Genomic DNA, 14,815 nt, shown 5'->3' on the forward strand with positions numbered 1-14,815 from the left:
GAAATATTTTTTATTGATAATTTGGAATATTTATACTTTTGGTTTTCAACCAATAAATTTTAGTATGAAATATTTAAAATCAATTGTACTTGCATTTTTAACTACAATGATATCCTGTTCTACAGCAGATGATTTAATACCCACAACCCAAGAATCTAATTTTACCACCCCTACAGGGCAACAAACTAGAGAATTTACGGGAAAGATAAAAAGAATTAAAATTAAAAAACGAAGAGTTGGAAGTGGATTTAAAATAACTGTAAATACACCTCCTACAGCAGATGCTTTTGGACAGTTAGTCTTTATAGAAACCAGAGTTGCTGCTGGACAAGGTATTGTAACAGACCCAATTGTTTCTGAGCTATATCTTCCACAAACGAATATTTCAGAAGATAAAATAACCTATAGTATTTCTAACTATGAATTTGAAGGGGAAGACCCCACAGGCAATTTAATGCTTGTAAAAGTGCAAGATACGGGTGAAGATGGAACTCCATTTGGAGAAGTTCAGGAATATTTAGTAACAGCAGACGACAACAATAAATTAAATACTAAACCCTTACTTATTACAGAAAATAGTAATCCAGAAACTGCACATTTAGGAACTAAATTAAAAGGAGATTTAGCGCCAGAAGTATCTTTTATAGAAGGTGAATTATACGGAGAAAATGGAGAGATTATTCCTTTTGAACTTGGACTAGTAGAAGGAGAGGAGACAAATTCTGTAAGCTTCGAAAATCCAACTTTTATAGGTGGTGACACTTCTATGAATAATGTAATTGCTGCAAGTATAAGACCCATTGGCCAAGATGGATCTATCCTTGAAACTACAGTAGTTGAAGCTCAATTTACTGCATACACTGGGCTTAATCTTGGCGCTACAAAAGTAGAAAGATTTCCAGACAACTCTTTAAACATTAGAGCGGTACTAAGAGGAGAACGACTGCAAGAAGTAACCGCTATGTATGTACAACTTTTAAATCCAGAAACTGGAGCTGTATCTGAACAAGCAACAATGGACGTGTATCGTAACAATGAAGATAGAATTGTATATAATTTTATTGGTTTTAATGAAGCATCAGAATTTATTATTGATGCAACTACAACGCTTATACTTATACCACATAATGGAGAAGGTAATATGGCAGACTACAGAAGAACAGAAGATATTATAGACGCTTCTGGTATAACTATTAATGCGCCAAACATTGCTTACAATCCTATAAGCAAATACATCAGAAAGGGGAAAGGAAAGATAAGAGCTGCGTATATCGAACAACTAAGAAGAGCAGAATTATCTGTCACTTTTAATAACAACACAACCATTGAAGCAGAATTAGTGTTAGAAGACAAAGGTGATTATTATGAATACAATATTGAAAATCCAATTTTTGTAAATGCAGATGATGCGTTAACAAATGCAATTGCAACCATAACAATATTTGATGATGACAACAATATAGCAGAGCAACAAGTTTTTGAAGTTGAGGTAAAAGAGGATTTTGGAGCTAAACTTAAATACTGTTTTAACAAAAATGAGGATGAAGATTTCTTTTCAGTAGAGGTTATTGTAAGGGGTGACGATAAAGAGTATATTAATGAAATTTCTTTGTCTTTAACTCCAGAAAATGAAGGATCTCCTACAGTAGAAAATGAATATCCTCTTGAGTTAACCGAAGTATTAGATACTAAGTTAATTTTCTCACTACAACAACTCACTTTTGAGGACATTTCAAATGTTGTAGATAAAGGATATAACATTTCTGCAAAATTAAATCAAAATAGTACAAATCGCGATTATACTCTTGATCCAGACACTTGTGTTTTAACAACTAGTGTGTGTCATTTATAAAATGACGTATTATTATACTCTAAAAGGCTCACTACATTGTGGGCCTTTTTCATGAACGCCTCTTTTTAATTGCTAATCCTGCTAGAATAGTTAATACCCCAACACCCATCATTCCAATTACTTGATTAACAGGTGTTTCCTGTTTACAAAACAAGGAGAACAATCCATAGCAAAATAATACAACACCTCCCAAAAGCAAGACCCATTTTAGTACTTTCATTTGCTGAAATTTTAGAGGACTAAGATACGGGATTTGAACTCGATCCCGATAGCTATCGGGACGAAGTTGAAACGCATTTCCTTAGCCCTAAAAGGTAGCGTTTCTTTAAAATAAAACATATATCGAAAATAATGATGCTCCACTCTTAGCGGAAGATATCCAAAGACTAACTACTAAAGAAAAAACCTAAAACCCTTAAAATCAAGTTAACACTTCACTAATCTTTTAACATTTCAGAAGTGATGTGTATCTTTAGTAAAAAAAACTATTGAAAATACTACTTACAGGAGCTAATGGATATATAGGCATGCGCTTGCTGCCACTTTTACTCGCAGAAGGGCACCAAGTAGTTTGCTCGGTGAGAGACGCCAATAGACTTTCTGTTCCAGAAGATTTAAAAAGACAGATTGAAATTGTAATCATTGACTTTTTGGAAGAGGTAGTTCCAAACAAACTTCCCAAAGACATTGATGCTGCGTATTATTTAATTCACTCTATGAGTTCTTCCACAAGTGATTTTGATGCAAAAGAAGAGCAAGCGGCCAAAAACTTTAATGCCTACCTATCAACAACAAACTGCAAACAAGTTATCTATGTAGGCGGTATTGCCAACGAAGAAAACCTCTCCAAACACCTTAGGTCACGTAAAAATGTCGAAACCATTTTATACAATGGCAACGCAGCGGTAACTGTTTTAAGAGCAGCAATTATTGTGGGAAGTGGTAGTGCCTCTTTTGAAATTATAAGAGACCTTTGCGAAAAACTTCCACTAATGGTAACCCCTAGGTGGGTAAAAACCAAATGCCAGCCCATTGCCATTCGAGATGTGTTAACTTACCTTACTGGCGTCTTAGGTAACAAACAATGCTATAATGAAAGCTTCGATATTGGAGGCCCCGATATACTTAGCTATCGACAAATGATGGAAGGCTATGCACGTTATAGAAAACTAAATCTAACCATTATTACCCTTCCGTTTCTATCCCCTAAACTTTCTAGTTACTGGTTGTATTTTGTCACCTCAACCTCATACAAACTTGCACTTAATTTGGTTGACAGCATGCGTATCGAAGTAATAACCAATGATACTAGATTACAAAAAATTCTAAAAATTAAACCTATTTCATACATGAAAGCCATAGAACTAGCTTTCAAAAAAATAAAACAGAATCAAGTTGTTTCTAGTTGGAAAGACAGCATGATTAGTGGCCGTTTTAGGAGAGACTTGAAACAATATGTAGAAGTCCCAGACCATGGTTGTGTAACCGACAAACAAACCATACCATTAATACATCCAGAAAAGGCTCTTGAAAATATTTGGTCAATTGGCGGCGAACGCGGTTGGTATTACGCCAACTGGCTCTGGCGGGTTAGAGGAGCTATTGATAAGCTTTTTGGAGGCGTTGGACTACGAAGAGGCAGAACACACACAAACAAAATATATGAAGGAGACGCATTAGACTTTTGGCGTGTTATTTTAGCAGACAAAAAACAAAAAAGGTTATTACTTTTTGCCGAAATGCGTGTTCCAGGAGAAGCCTGGCTAGAATTTAAAATTGATGAAAAGAATGTACTACACCAAACAGCCACTTTTAGGCCCAAAGGTTTGCTAGGAAGAGCCTATTGGTATAGTATGTTACCATTTCATTACTTTATCTTTGGAGGGATGATACGAAGGATTGCTGAGAATTGAATAAAAATAAGCAAAACACCCCTCTAAATATCCCTTGCGCCACCGCTGTAGCTAAAGCCCACACGGTCATGGGGAGACCTATATCGTATTAAGTTATAACATGAGTTTATGATTTCTAAAAAAGATATCACCAGTCCCGAGGACATCAAATTTTTGGTGGATACTTTTTATGAGAGCGTCCAAAAAGACACCAGTATTGGATATTTTTTTTCAGAAGTCGCAAAAGTACATTGGGAGAAACACTTACCTACCATGTATTTATTTTGGGAATCTATCGTGTTTAAAAACGCAGCATACAAAGGAAACCCAATGCTAAAACACATCGCGCTTAACAAAAAAGAGCACATGGATTCTAAACATTTCAAGCAATGGCTTTTACTATGGGAAATCAATGTGAATCATCATTTTTCTGGGAAAAACGCCACAGAAATTATAGAAAGAGCCAAACAAATTTCAGGCTTAATGGAGTTTAAAGTGACTGGGAGTCTTTAGTCTTTGGTCAAAATAATAAAACCATACTCATAAACTCATAAACACCTCAACTTCTTAACTATTTCAAACCGCTCACCAATCACAGCTCACTATTCACCAAATTAAACTTTAGCAACACCTTTAGGTAAGAAAACCTCAGCCATCATGCAACGAGCACTTCCGCCACCACAGGTTTCTATGGTTGTTAAATCGCTACTCAAAATTTTGCAATGTTTCTGAATGGCTTTTACTTGATCATTTCGCAAGCTCGTTCTAGCAGCTTCACTCATCACCATATATTTTTGGTTATTGGCTCCAACGACTTGCAACATGTTACCGGCAAATTGATGCATTTGTTCCTCGGTAATTTCTATAATTTCTTTCTTGGTTTCTTTTAAATGCTTTATCACATTTTTCTTCTCATGTTTGTCGTCAATAGTATCTAGACAAATCACGGCAAAGTTTTCGGCGAGCGCCATCATTACATTGGTATGGTAAATCTGCTCACGCTGATTTTTATGCGTTTGATTTGCGGTAAAAATCACAGGATCCATTTCAAAATCCTCACAAAACTCTACAATTAATTCTTCATGTGCTCTTGGTGAAATGGCGCAGTAGGCTTTTCCATGCACACGGTCTAGTAATAAACTTCCTGTTCCTTCTAAGAAATAGCCTTCGTTCTCTGCCTCTGTGTAGTCCATGAAGCCTTCGATTTGAAATCCTTCAGTTTCAAGTCTATCAATGATTTCTTCACGTCTTTCGCGGCGTCTGTTTTCTGCAAACATTGGGTAGAGACCAACCGTTCCATTTTGATGAAAGCTTACCCAATTGTTTGGAAAAATAGAATCGGGTGTATCTTGCTCAATCACATCATCTTCTACAATTACATTGACACCTACACCACGAAGTTTGGCTACAAAAGCATCAAATTCTTCTTGTGCTTTGGTATTAATTTCACTATTTCTCAAGTTTAATTCTTCTTGAAAATAGTTGTTTACTGCCGTTTCTTCGTTCATTCTAAATGCTACTGGACGTATCATTAAAATGGTATTGGTGATTTGTTTCATTTTTCGACTAAATTTTATAGGTGCAAAAATACCCTATTTTAGAAAAAAGAGTCTCTTGTCATCCTATTAAATTTATAAGTTGAAATTACTGTTGTTTATTCATAGTATATACTAATCCTATACCATAGCCTGGGCCTTGAAATACATTTCTTCCACTAAGCACGCAAGACAGACTTATATAGCCCCCAAATGTATTTGAAAAAGACCTATATAATGTGCCACCTACTTTATGAAAATTTACCCCAAGCTCTCTAAAATTTTGAGGAGCTGGTGTCCCCCTGTAGTCTATTCCTCCAAAAGAATATTGATAATTATAATATAAGTCGTAATACCATGATTTTAATGTTTGACCAACTTTAACAACAGCAGGAATGCTATGTGGAGTTTCATTAAATTTATAAGAATATCCGCTTTGCAAGGTCATAAACCAACCAGTTTGAATATGATAATTAGCAAGCACTCTACTTTCAATAATGGTAGCTTGCTGCCCAATATCATTTAACCCACCAACACTATAGTTACTTATAGGTGTCGAGAAACCTATTGCTAAGCTGGTATGAAAAGTATTATTTGCTATCTTTTTTTCTAATACTTTGTATTTAGCAAAAACCAGTAGATCCTGAAAATTCCTATTTTGATTACTCATTAAATAAGGCACCGAAACTGAAATATCAAAATCTTCATTGACACCTATAGCTCCATAAAGATTTGCATAATAGAGATTTCTACTGATATCTTCCTTCTGTGTTCCTACAAAATAAGATTTAGTATCTTCAAATCCTACTCCAAGTACTGTAGTTATATTTCCACTACCACGATAAAAACCATCAATTTTTCCTTGAGAAAAAACAGTGTTTGAACATATCAAAAAAGAAATACTTAGAAATACAATTCTCATAGAATACCATACATTTCAAAAGTCGAATTAAATCGCACAAAACATAGTAAAGAAATTACTCCCTCACCAAAGGCATTGTAGAACATCTCAATAAACCTTCCTGCTTAGATATTTCTGCATAAGGTACTTCTTCTACAGTGTATCCTTTAGAGCGCAGCCAAGTATTTAGTCGGGTAAAGTTTTTTTCTGAAATGATCACATCTTCACTAATGCTAAATATGTTACTATTCATGCGATACATCTCTTTTTTATCGATGTGAAAACAATTTTCCTCACCAAAGAAATTGACTAACCACTGATACTCTTCTTCTACTAAGAAACCATCTCTATGAATGATACATCTACCATGACCAATAGGTTGGAAACAACAATCTAGATGCAAGGCATTGTCTTCTGCAACGGTATTTGATTTTCTTAGATTAAAAGATTTTACCGTCTTGTTTGGAAACAAGGTTTGTAATGCATTTACAGCTGCCATATTTGTACGGGCTGTAATATAACTTGAGTAATCTTCACCATAATAGGTCCCTACAAAAATGTACTCACCATAGGGCATGACATCCCCGCCTTCTACATGAACTTCTTCAGGAAATTCAACGATGTTTTTAGGGTCTATTTGATCTATTACATACTGAATGGCCTCAATTTCGCGGGCTCTCTCTGGCAAAATATTGGCTTTAATAAACTTATCTTCAATCACAAAAGCAATATCACGAGAAAATATCTGGTTGTAATCTTCAATTTGGTTGGGGCGATACACGGTAACGTTATGCTTTTCAAAAACGGCTGCAACGGATTCCATTTCTAGAATCATATCCTCATTTTTAGGATAGGTACCTGCTTTGATATGCTCTGCAGATTTTGGATCGTAGGCCTCTTCTAAAGAAGGTGCAGGACCATTGCTTTTTGCAGTTCCTAATACGACAGCTTTTAGTTTTGAAAATTCGTTGGTGACGTTTAATTGTATCATGAAAGCAAATATAAAAAAAGCACCCCGACAATGGTGGGATGCTTTTAAAATTTCCGAAGGAAAAAATTATCTTTTAGAGATCTCTTTAAAGTCTCTGTGGTTTTCTCCAATATATACTTGTCTTGGACGACCAATTGGCTCTTTGCGAGCACGCATTTCTTTCCATTGTGCGATCCATCCTGGCAATCTACCTAGAGCAAACATTACGGTGAACATTTCAACAGGAATTCCCATGGCTCTGTAAATAATACCTGAGTAGAAATCTACATTTGGATACAATTTACGCTTTACAAAATACTCATCGCTTAGGGCTTCAGAAGAAAGTCCTTTGGCAATATCTAATACTGGATCTTCAATACCTAAATCTCCTAATACCTCGTCTGCTGCTACTTTAATAATTAAAGCACGTGGATCAAAGTTTTTGTATACTCTATGTCCAAAGCCCATCAATCTAAAAGGATCTGCTTTGTCTTTGGCTTTTGCCATAAACTTCTTTGTGTCACCACCATCTTCCTTAATTGCTTCTAGCATTTCAAGTACTGCTTGATTAGCACCTCCATGTAACGGTCCCCATAAAGCAGAAATACCAGCAGATAAAGAAGCATATAATCCTGCATGTGACGAACCTACTATGCGTACCGTTGAAGTTGAACAATTTTGCTCATGATCTGCATGTAATATTAGAAGTTTATCTAAGGCATTCACTAGAATATCATTTTGAACGTACTCCTCGTTTGGTTTTTCGAACATCATTTTTAAGATGTTCTCTACATATCCAAGGCTGTTATCACCATAATTTAATGGCAATCCTTTTTGCTTACGCATGGTCCAAGCTACTAATACTGGGAATTTACCCAATATTTTCACGATGGCATTATACATCTCTTCTTCGCTTTCTACGTTTACTGTAGAAGGATTAAACGCTGTTAATGCACTCGTTAATGAAGACAACACGCCCATTGGGTGTGCCGACTTAGGAAAGGCGTCTAATATTTTCTTTACGTCATCATCAACAACGCTTTCTGCTTTGATATCTGTATGAAATTTATCTAATTGCTCTGCTGTTGGTAGCTCACCAAAAATCAACAAATATGAAACTTCCAAAAAGTCTGCACGCTCTGCTAATTCTTCAATTGCATAGCCACGATATCTTAATACTCCTTCCTCTCCATTTAAAAACGTAATGGCACTCTCGCAAGAACCCGTGTTTTTATAACCAGGATCAATAGTAGTAATACCCCCTGTTGCTCCTCTTAGCGTTTTAATATCTATAGCAGTTTCATTTTCGGTACCGGTAATTAACGGAAACTCATACTTGTTACCATCAATTTCTAGTGTAGCAGTCTTTGACATATATCTTTTTCTTATTAAAATTTTTGCGAAGCGCTAAATTACGAAATATTGCGCAATTTTTTTAACATTTAGAGTTTCAGTTTGGTTAAATAAACCTTAATTTATGTAGAGATTCTTATAAAGATTGTTTGAATATCACTTCGGAAATATTAGAGAACAACGCTACGTTAGGAACACAAGTTATAAGACCAAGCCAATTTTAAGTGCTTAAATCAGAAATCATATTCACACAAAAAGCCAATGACACAGGATGCATCATTGGCTTCTCATATTTCAGATATAAAATTCTTAAATCTTAAAGGCGTTTTTGCCAGGAAAATACGCAACAGTATTTAATTGTTCTTCGATGCGTAATAACTGATTGTATTTTGCCATACGGTCACTACGTGATGCAGAACCCGTTTTAATCTGTCCACAGTTTAATGCTACCGCAAGATCTGCAATAGTATTGTCTTCTGTCTCTCCAGATCTGTGAGACATCACTGAAGTATATCCAGCATTATGCGCCATGTTTACAGCAGCAATGGTTTCTGTTAAGGTACCAATCTGGTTTACTTTGATCAAAATAGAATTTGCAATGCCTTCGTTAATACCTCTTGACAAACGGTCCACGTTAGTTACAAATAAATCGTCTCCAACCAATTGTACCTTGTCTCCTATTCTTTCTGTAAGGTACTTCCAACCTTCCCAATCGTTTTCATCCATTCCATCTTCTATAGAGATAATTGGATAGTTTTGAGAAAGCTCCGCTAAGTAGTCTGCTTGTTCTTTACTTGTTCTAACAACACCTGTAGCACCTTCAAATTTTTGGTAATCGTATTTCCCGTCCACAAAAAATTCTGCAGCAGCGCAATCTAAGGCTATCATAATTTGATCTCCAAAAGAATAGCCCGCATTCTCCACTGCCTTTTTAATCGTATCTAGTGCATCTTCTGTACCATCAAGCGTTGGTGCAAAACCACCTTCATCCCCTACGGCAGTGCTCAAATTTCTATCATGAAGGACCTTTTTTAAATGGTGGAAAATTTCAGAACCCATTTGCATCGCCTCAGTGAAAGAAGTTGCTTTTACAGGCATGACCATAAATTCTTGAAATGCGATAGGCGCATCACTATGAGAACCTCCATTAATGATATTCATCATAGGCACTGGTAGGGTCTTTGCGCTTACCCCGCCTACATAGCGATACAATGGCAAACCTAGCTCATGAGCCGCTGCTTTAGCACAAGCTAAAGAAACCCCTAAAATTGCATTGGCACCTAACTTTGATTTATTTGGAGTACCATCAAGATCTATCATAATTTGATCGATCTCTGCTTGCTCAAAAACCGATACACCTAGAAGTGTCCCTGCAATTTTACCATTTACATTCTCTACAGCTTTGAGCACTCCTTTTCCCATGTAGGCATCTCCACCGTCACGAAGTTCTACGGCTTCATGCTCACCTGTTGAGGCTCCAGAAGGAACAGCTGCACGGCCAATAAAGCCATTTTCTGTAACTACATCAACCTCTACAGTTGGGTTTCCTCTAGAATCAAAAATTTGTCTGGCGTGGATATCGATGATGACACTCATAATTCGTTATTTTTAGTATTAATCTATTATTATTTTATTGTAAATGTTGTAATTATTTTTTCGCCAAGCGCTTTGTAGTTTTCATACTCACTTTCTTGGCAGGTTAAGGTAACCACATAAGCCTTTTCATTGGCAACCCAGTAATACTGCTGTGTTTTAAGTTCCAAAACACCTTGCTTACCGGTAATGATATTTCTATGCGCTCCAAGTTCTGAAACATAGCTACTTTCAAGAAGTTTTGCATCTGTAATAACAGAAGCAAGTTGCTTTTTTGAAATTTCAAAGTAGGCTTCTTGATCAACATTGGCATCCTGTAAATCTTCAATGTAGAGATTGACATTTTCTTTAAAAACATCTGTAGAATCTTGCTGTGGACTAAACAAAAACAGGTCTACTCCAAATCGTCCAGAAGTATCTACGTTCCACCCTTTTGGATGTGCAATGCTATAGGCATCTTTTTCAAACAACAACCATCCTTCTTCAAGTAAGACTTCTTTATTTTTAGAGGTACTTTCTCCACAAGAAACGCTAATGGTTAGTAACAAAAATAGCATTGTATACTTTAATGCGTTTAATATGTGTTTGTTTTTAAACATTTCCAAAGAAAAAAGCCCAAAAAATGGGCTTCCATTACTATTGATTCTTAATATTTTCTACAAATTGATCAAACAGATAACTAGCGTCGTTTGGTCCCGGACTCGCTTCTGGATGGTATTGTACAGAAAATACAGGCTTATTTTTTACGCGTATCCCTGCGACTGTATTATCATTTAAATGCACATGTGTAATTTCTACATCTGGATGCGCTTCTGTCTCTTCTCTATTGATAGCAAAACCATGATTTTGAGAGGTGATTTCCCCTTTGCCTGTCAAGATATTTTTAATTGGGTGGTTAATCCCTCTATGTCCATTATGCATTTTAAAGGTAGAAATCCCATTTGCTAAGGCTAATACTTGGTGTCCTAAACAGATTCCAAACAATGGTTTATTTGAAGACAACATGTCTTTAGCAGTCGCGATAGCATCGGTTAATGGTTCTGGATCTCCTGGTCCATTGCTCAAGAAATAACCATCAGGATTAAACGCTGCTAGATCACTAAAAGGAGTATTGTAAGGAAACACCTTGATGTAACAATCTCTTTGAGCAAGGTTTCTTAAGATATTCTTTTTAATACCAATATCTAGTGCTGAAATTTTATGGGTTGCATTTTCGTTTCCGAAGAAATAAGGTGCTGTTGTTGACACTTTACTTGCTAACTCTAATCCTTTCATGTTTGGCACGGCAGCCAATTGTTTTTTGAGTCCGTCGATATTATCTACTTCTGTAGATATCACAGCATTTTGAGCACCGTTATCACGAATATAGCTTACTAAGGCTCTTGTATCAACATCACTAATGGCAAGAAGGTTATTTTGATCCAGAAAGTTTTCTAATGAGTCATCTGCACGGTCTCTTGAATAGTTGTAGCTAAAATTTCTACAAATGAGTCCAGCAATTTTAACGCTACCAGATTCTGATTCTTCATTAGTGATTCCATAGTTACCAATATGTGCATTGGTGGTCACCATAAGCTGACCAAAATAAGAAGGATCTGTAAAGATTTCTTGATATCCAGTCATTCCTGTATTGAAACATACTTCACCAAAAGCAGTTCCTTCTTTACCTCCTACTGCCTTTCCGTGAAAGATGGTTCCATCAGCAAGGAGGATTAGTGCCTTTTTTCTTGTTTGGTATTTCATCATTTTGTAAAAAGAGTTTCGCAAAAATACAATTCTAGTCTTTGTTTTTCTGCATTGGTTTATAAGAACTTTTAAACAATACCATAAAAAGTACTATTCAATAGATTTTTAAAATTTCAGTTATAAAAAAAGGGATAAACATTTAAAACGTTTATCCCTTTATATATAGTGAAGAACAATCATTTATTCTTCTTCTTTAGTTGCTTTGGTTTCAACTGGCGGGGTAGCAACTTTAGCAGCACCTCCACGACGGCTACGACGTGTTGATTTTGTTTTCTTTGCTTTTCCTGCGTTGTAAACTTCGTTGTAATCAACCAATTCTATCATTGCCATATCTGCGTTATCTCCAAGACGGTTACCCAACTTGATAATACGAGTGTAACCCCCTGGGCGGTCACCAATTTTTACAGCAACATCTCTAAATAATTCTGTTACAGCATCTTTTTGACGTAATCTAGCCATAACGATTCTACGATTGTGCGTAGTATCTTCTTTAGACTTAGTGATTAGCGGCTCAACAAAACCTTTTAAGGCTTTAGCTTTTGCAACAGTTGTGTTGATTCTTTTGTGTTCAATTAGGGAACAAGCCATATTCGCTAACATAGCTTTTCTATGTGCTGTTTTTCTTCCTAAGTGATTTACTTTTTTTCCGTGTCTCATGACATTTGTTTTATCATCTTGCTACCAAACTCGTGTATCGAGGAGCAAAATATGATTGTTTAATAATTATAGTGTAGACGAGTTGTACAACTAGTCTTTATCTAATTTGTATTTTGAAAGATCCATACCGAAGTTTAATCCCTTAACGTTTACAAGCTCTTCCAATTCTGTAAGAGATTTTTTACCGAAGTTTCTAAATTTCATTAAATCATTCTTGTTGTACGATACTAAGTCTCCTAAAGTATCAACTTCTGCAGCTTTTAAACAGTTAAGCGCACGAACACTAAGGTCCATATCTACTAATTTTGTTTTAAGCAACTGACGCATGTGCAATGACTCTTCATCATATGTTTCAGTTTGAGCAATTTCATCAGCCTCAAGGGTGATACGCTCATCACTAAATAACATAAAGTGGTGAATTAATGTCTTAGCTGCTTCAGTTAAAGCATCTTTAGGATGAATAGATCCATCAGATTGGATTTCGAAAACTAATTTTTCGTAATCTGTCTTTTGCTCTACACGGAAATTTTCAATGCTATACTTAACATTTTTAATTGGTGTGTAGATAGAATCTGTAAAAATAGTACCTAAAGGAGCGTTGGCTTTTTTGTTCTCTTCTGCAGGAACATAACCTCTACCTTTTTCGATAGTGATCTCAAAATTAAGATTCACTTTAGCATCCATATTACAGATTACTAAGTCTGGGTTCAATACTTGGAAACCAGAAATATATTTTTGGAAATCTCCAGCGGTTAATTGCTCTCCACCGTTTACTGAGATAGTAACAGTTTCGTTGTCGATTTCATCAATTTGTCTTTTGAAACGAACTTGTTTTAAATTCAAGATAATTTCAGTAACATCTTCTACAACACCAGAGATGGTAGAAAACTCGTGGTCAACTCCCTCAATACGTATCGAAGTAATAGCAAAACCTTCTAATGAAGAAAGTAATACTCGTCTTAGTGCGTTACCGATGGTCAAACCATATCCAGGCTCTAAAGGGCGAAATTCAAATTTCCCTTCAAAATCTGTTGAATTGATCATGATAACTTTATCAGGCTTCTGAAAATTAAATACTGCCATAGTGTGACTCGTGTGTTATTGATTATTTAGAATATAATTCGACTATAAACTGTACATTGATGTTCTCTGGAATTTGAATAAGTTGAGGAATAGAAACAAATGTTCCTTCCTTCTTATCTCCATTCCAAGTGATCCACTCGTATACGTGTCTAGCATTCGATAATGAAGCTTCGATTGCTTCTAGAGATTTTGACTTCTCTCTTACTGCAACAACATCACCTGGCTTTAATTGGTAAGAAGGGATGTTTACTTTTTCACCGTTTACAGTAATGTGTCGGTGAGAAACAAGTTGTCTTGCTGCAGGACGACTAGAAGCGATACCCATACGGTAAACAACATTATCTAAACGTGATTCAGCTAATTGCAACAATACCTCACCTGTAATTCCAGGAAGTGCTGTCGCTCTTTTGAACATGTTTCTAAACTGACGCTCAAGAATACCATAGGTATATTTTGCCTTTTGCTTTTCTGCTAATTGTATAGCATATTCAGATTTTTTTCCACGACGACGGTTGTTACCGTGTTGCCCTGGAGGGTAATTCCTTTTTTCGAAGTTTTTGTCATCTCCGTAAATCGCTTCTCCAAACTTACGAGCGATTTTAGTTTTTGGACCAGTATATCTTGCCATTTTTACTAATTTTTGAAGAGAAACTAAATTAAGGTCTTACGTTAATCCTCTAGTTTCTTATATCTTCAGATTGATATTTATTATTTACAACGTAAGATGCCCTAGAGCATCTTGATTTATAATTCTTATTACAGCCGGCAAAGGTAGTAATAAAAAAGTAAAGAGACGCCTTTAAAAAGCGACTCTTTACCAGTATGATTTATACACGACGTCTTTTTGCTGGACGACACCCATTATGTGGCATTGGCGTAACATCGATAATTTCTGTTACTTCAATTCCTGAGTTATGAATACTACGTATTGCAGATTCTCTACCATTACCAGGTCCTTTAACGTATACTTTACACTTTCTTAGCCCAGCTTCGTGTGCCACTTTTGCACAGTCTTCTGCAGCTAGCTGTGCTGCGTAAGGAGTATTTTTCTTAGATCCTCTGAAGCCCATTTTACCGGCAGATGACCAAGAGATTACATCTCCATTCTTATTCGTCAACGAAATAATGATATTGTTAAAAGATGCTGTAACGTGAGCTTCACCTACAGACTCTATAACCACTTTACGTTTTTTTGTGCTTTTCGCTTTTGGATTTGACTTTGCCATAACGCTA

15 protein-coding genes are annotated in these 14,815 nt (G+C 35.9%); 3 read left to right on the forward strand and 12 right to left on the reverse strand.

Annotated features, from left to right (window positions below):
- Nucleotides 1–64: 64 nt before the first annotated feature.
- On the forward strand, nt 65–1,852 hold the full coding sequence (locus ACY2RS_RS00905) for a hypothetical protein (RefSeq protein WP_490096714.1): 1,788 nt from the start codon (nt 65–67) through the stop codon (nt 1,850–1,852).
- A gap of 49 nt (nt 1,853–1,901) precedes the next feature.
- Here the strand turns inward: ACY2RS_RS00905 and ACY2RS_RS00910 are convergent, their stop codons facing one another.
- Complete coding sequence (locus tag ACY2RS_RS00910; protein WP_490096715.1) at nt 1,902–2,072, reverse strand: hypothetical protein; 171 nt, start codon at nt 2,070–2,072, stop codon at nt 1,902–1,904.
- A 268-nt stretch (nt 2,073–2,340) separates the two neighbouring features.
- Between ACY2RS_RS00910 and ACY2RS_RS00915 the strand changes: the two genes are divergently transcribed.
- Nucleotides 2,341–3,765 (forward strand): SDR family oxidoreductase, encoded by a 1,425-nt coding sequence (locus ACY2RS_RS00915; RefSeq protein ID WP_490096716.1) that lies wholly within the window; start codon nt 2,341–2,343, stop codon nt 3,763–3,765.
- Nucleotides 3,766–3,873: 108 nt separating this feature from the next.
- On the forward strand, nt 3,874–4,257 hold the full coding sequence (locus ACY2RS_RS00920; RefSeq protein ID WP_490096717.1) for a group III truncated hemoglobin: 384 nt from the start codon (nt 3,874–3,876) through the stop codon (nt 4,255–4,257).
- A 101-nt stretch (nt 4,258–4,358) separates the two neighbouring features.
- On the opposite strand, the gene ctlX is transcribed toward ACY2RS_RS00920, so the two are convergent.
- From ctlX to rpsK, 11 genes are all read right to left on the reverse strand, one after another.
- Nucleotides 4,359–5,303 carry a citrulline utilization hydrolase CtlX gene (ctlX, locus tag ACY2RS_RS00925; RefSeq protein ID WP_490096718.1) on the reverse strand — a complete coding sequence of 315 codons (945 nt, stop codon included), beginning with the start codon at nt 5,301–5,303 and terminating at the stop codon, nt 4,359–4,361.
- An 85-nt stretch (nt 5,304–5,388) separates the two neighbouring features.
- Nucleotides 5,389–6,201 (reverse strand): transporter, encoded by an 813-nt coding sequence (locus tag ACY2RS_RS00930; RefSeq protein ID WP_490096719.1) that lies wholly within the window; start codon nt 6,199–6,201, stop codon nt 5,389–5,391.
- A 55-nt stretch (nt 6,202–6,256) separates the two neighbouring features.
- Nucleotides 6,257–7,171, reverse strand: coding sequence for a dimethylarginine dimethylaminohydrolase family protein (locus tag ACY2RS_RS00935; RefSeq protein ID WP_490096720.1), 915 nt, complete (start codon nt 7,169–7,171; stop codon nt 6,257–6,259).
- 66 nt (nt 7,172–7,237) lie between these two features.
- Nucleotides 7,238–8,524, reverse strand: a complete 1,287-nt coding sequence (locus ACY2RS_RS00940) for a citrate synthase (RefSeq protein WP_490096721.1) — start codon at nt 8,522–8,524, stop codon at nt 7,238–7,240.
- Nucleotides 8,525–8,812: 288 nt separating this feature from the next.
- Nucleotides 8,813–10,099, reverse strand: a complete 1,287-nt coding sequence (eno, locus tag ACY2RS_RS00945; RefSeq protein ID WP_490096722.1) for a phosphopyruvate hydratase — start codon at nt 10,097–10,099, stop codon at nt 8,813–8,815.
- A gap of 29 nt (nt 10,100–10,128) precedes the next feature.
- Nucleotides 10,129–10,644 carry a DcrB/PsbP domain-containing protein gene (locus ACY2RS_RS00950; RefSeq protein WP_490096723.1) on the reverse strand — a complete coding sequence of 172 codons (516 nt, stop codon included), beginning with the start codon at nt 10,642–10,644 and terminating at the stop codon, nt 10,129–10,131.
- An 88-nt stretch (nt 10,645–10,732) separates the two neighbouring features.
- Nucleotides 10,733–11,839 (reverse strand): glutamine-hydrolyzing carbamoyl-phosphate synthase small subunit, encoded by a 1,107-nt coding sequence (gene carA, locus ACY2RS_RS00955; protein ID WP_490096724.1) that lies wholly within the window; start codon nt 11,837–11,839, stop codon nt 10,733–10,735.
- Between the two features lie 183 nt (nt 11,840–12,022).
- Nucleotides 12,023–12,499, reverse strand: coding sequence for a 50S ribosomal protein L17 (gene rplQ, locus ACY2RS_RS00960; protein ID WP_490096725.1), 477 nt, complete (start codon nt 12,497–12,499; stop codon nt 12,023–12,025).
- Between the two features lie 90 nt (nt 12,500–12,589).
- The gene (locus ACY2RS_RS00965; protein ID WP_490096726.1) at nt 12,590–13,582 is read right to left on the reverse strand and encodes a DNA-directed RNA polymerase subunit alpha; all 993 of its coding nucleotides are present in this window, start codon (nt 13,580–13,582) and stop codon (nt 12,590–12,592) included.
- 22 nt (nt 13,583–13,604) lie between these two features.
- Nucleotides 13,605–14,210 (reverse strand): 30S ribosomal protein S4, encoded by a 606-nt coding sequence (gene rpsD / locus ACY2RS_RS00970; protein ID WP_490096727.1) that lies wholly within the window; start codon nt 14,208–14,210, stop codon nt 13,605–13,607.
- 199 nt (nt 14,211–14,409) lie between these two features.
- Nucleotides 14,410–14,808, reverse strand: coding sequence for a 30S ribosomal protein S11 (rpsK, locus tag ACY2RS_RS00975; RefSeq protein ID WP_490096728.1), 399 nt, complete (start codon nt 14,806–14,808; stop codon nt 14,410–14,412).
- Between the last annotated feature and the right edge of the window lie 7 nt (nt 14,809–14,815).

Source organism: Patiriisocius sp. 208BN25-11, from assembly GCF_058147145.1.

What these genes read in the sequence shown, in the direction of transcription:
- ACY2RS_RS00905 (WP_490096714.1), top strand. Translation starts at nt 65, where the DNA reads ATGAAATATTTAAAATCAATTGTACTTGCATTTTTAACTACAATGATA.
- ACY2RS_RS00910 (WP_490096715.1), bottom strand. Translation starts at nt 2,072, where the DNA reads ATGAAAGTACTAAAATGGGTCTTGCTTTTGGGAGGTGTTGTATTATTT.
- ACY2RS_RS00920 (WP_490096717.1), top strand. Translation starts at nt 3,874, where the DNA reads ATGATTTCTAAAAAAGATATCACCAGTCCCGAGGACATCAAATTTTTG.
- ctlX (WP_490096718.1), bottom strand. Translation starts at nt 5,303, where the DNA reads ATGAAACAAATCACCAATACCATTTTAATGATACGTCCAGTAGCATTT.
- ACY2RS_RS00930 (WP_490096719.1), bottom strand. Translation starts at nt 6,201, where the DNA reads ATGAGAATTGTATTTCTAAGTATTTCTTTTTTGATATGTTCAAACACT.
- ACY2RS_RS00935 (WP_490096720.1), bottom strand. Translation starts at nt 7,171, where the DNA reads ATGATACAATTAAACGTCACCAACGAATTTTCAAAACTAAAAGCTGTC.
- ACY2RS_RS00940 (WP_490096721.1), bottom strand. Translation starts at nt 8,524, where the DNA reads ATGTCAAAGACTGCTACACTAGAAATTGATGGTAACAAGTATGAGTTT.
- eno (WP_490096722.1), bottom strand. Translation starts at nt 10,099, where the DNA reads ATGAGTGTCATCATCGATATCCACGCCAGACAAATTTTTGATTCTAGA.
- carA (WP_490096724.1), bottom strand. Translation starts at nt 11,839, where the DNA reads ATGAAATACCAAACAAGAAAAAAGGCACTAATCCTCCTTGCTGATGGA.
- rplQ (WP_490096725.1), bottom strand. Translation starts at nt 12,499, where the DNA reads ATGAGACACGGAAAAAAAGTAAATCACTTAGGAAGAAAAACAGCACAT.
- ACY2RS_RS00965 (WP_490096726.1), bottom strand. Translation starts at nt 13,582, where the DNA reads ATGGCAGTATTTAATTTTCAGAAGCCTGATAAAGTTATCATGATCAAT.
- rpsD (WP_490096727.1), bottom strand. Translation starts at nt 14,210, where the DNA reads ATGGCAAGATATACTGGTCCAAAAACTAAAATCGCTCGTAAGTTTGGA.
- rpsK (WP_490096728.1), bottom strand. Translation starts at nt 14,808, where the DNA reads ATGGCAAAGTCAAATCCAAAAGCGAAAAGCACAAAAAAACGTAAAGTG.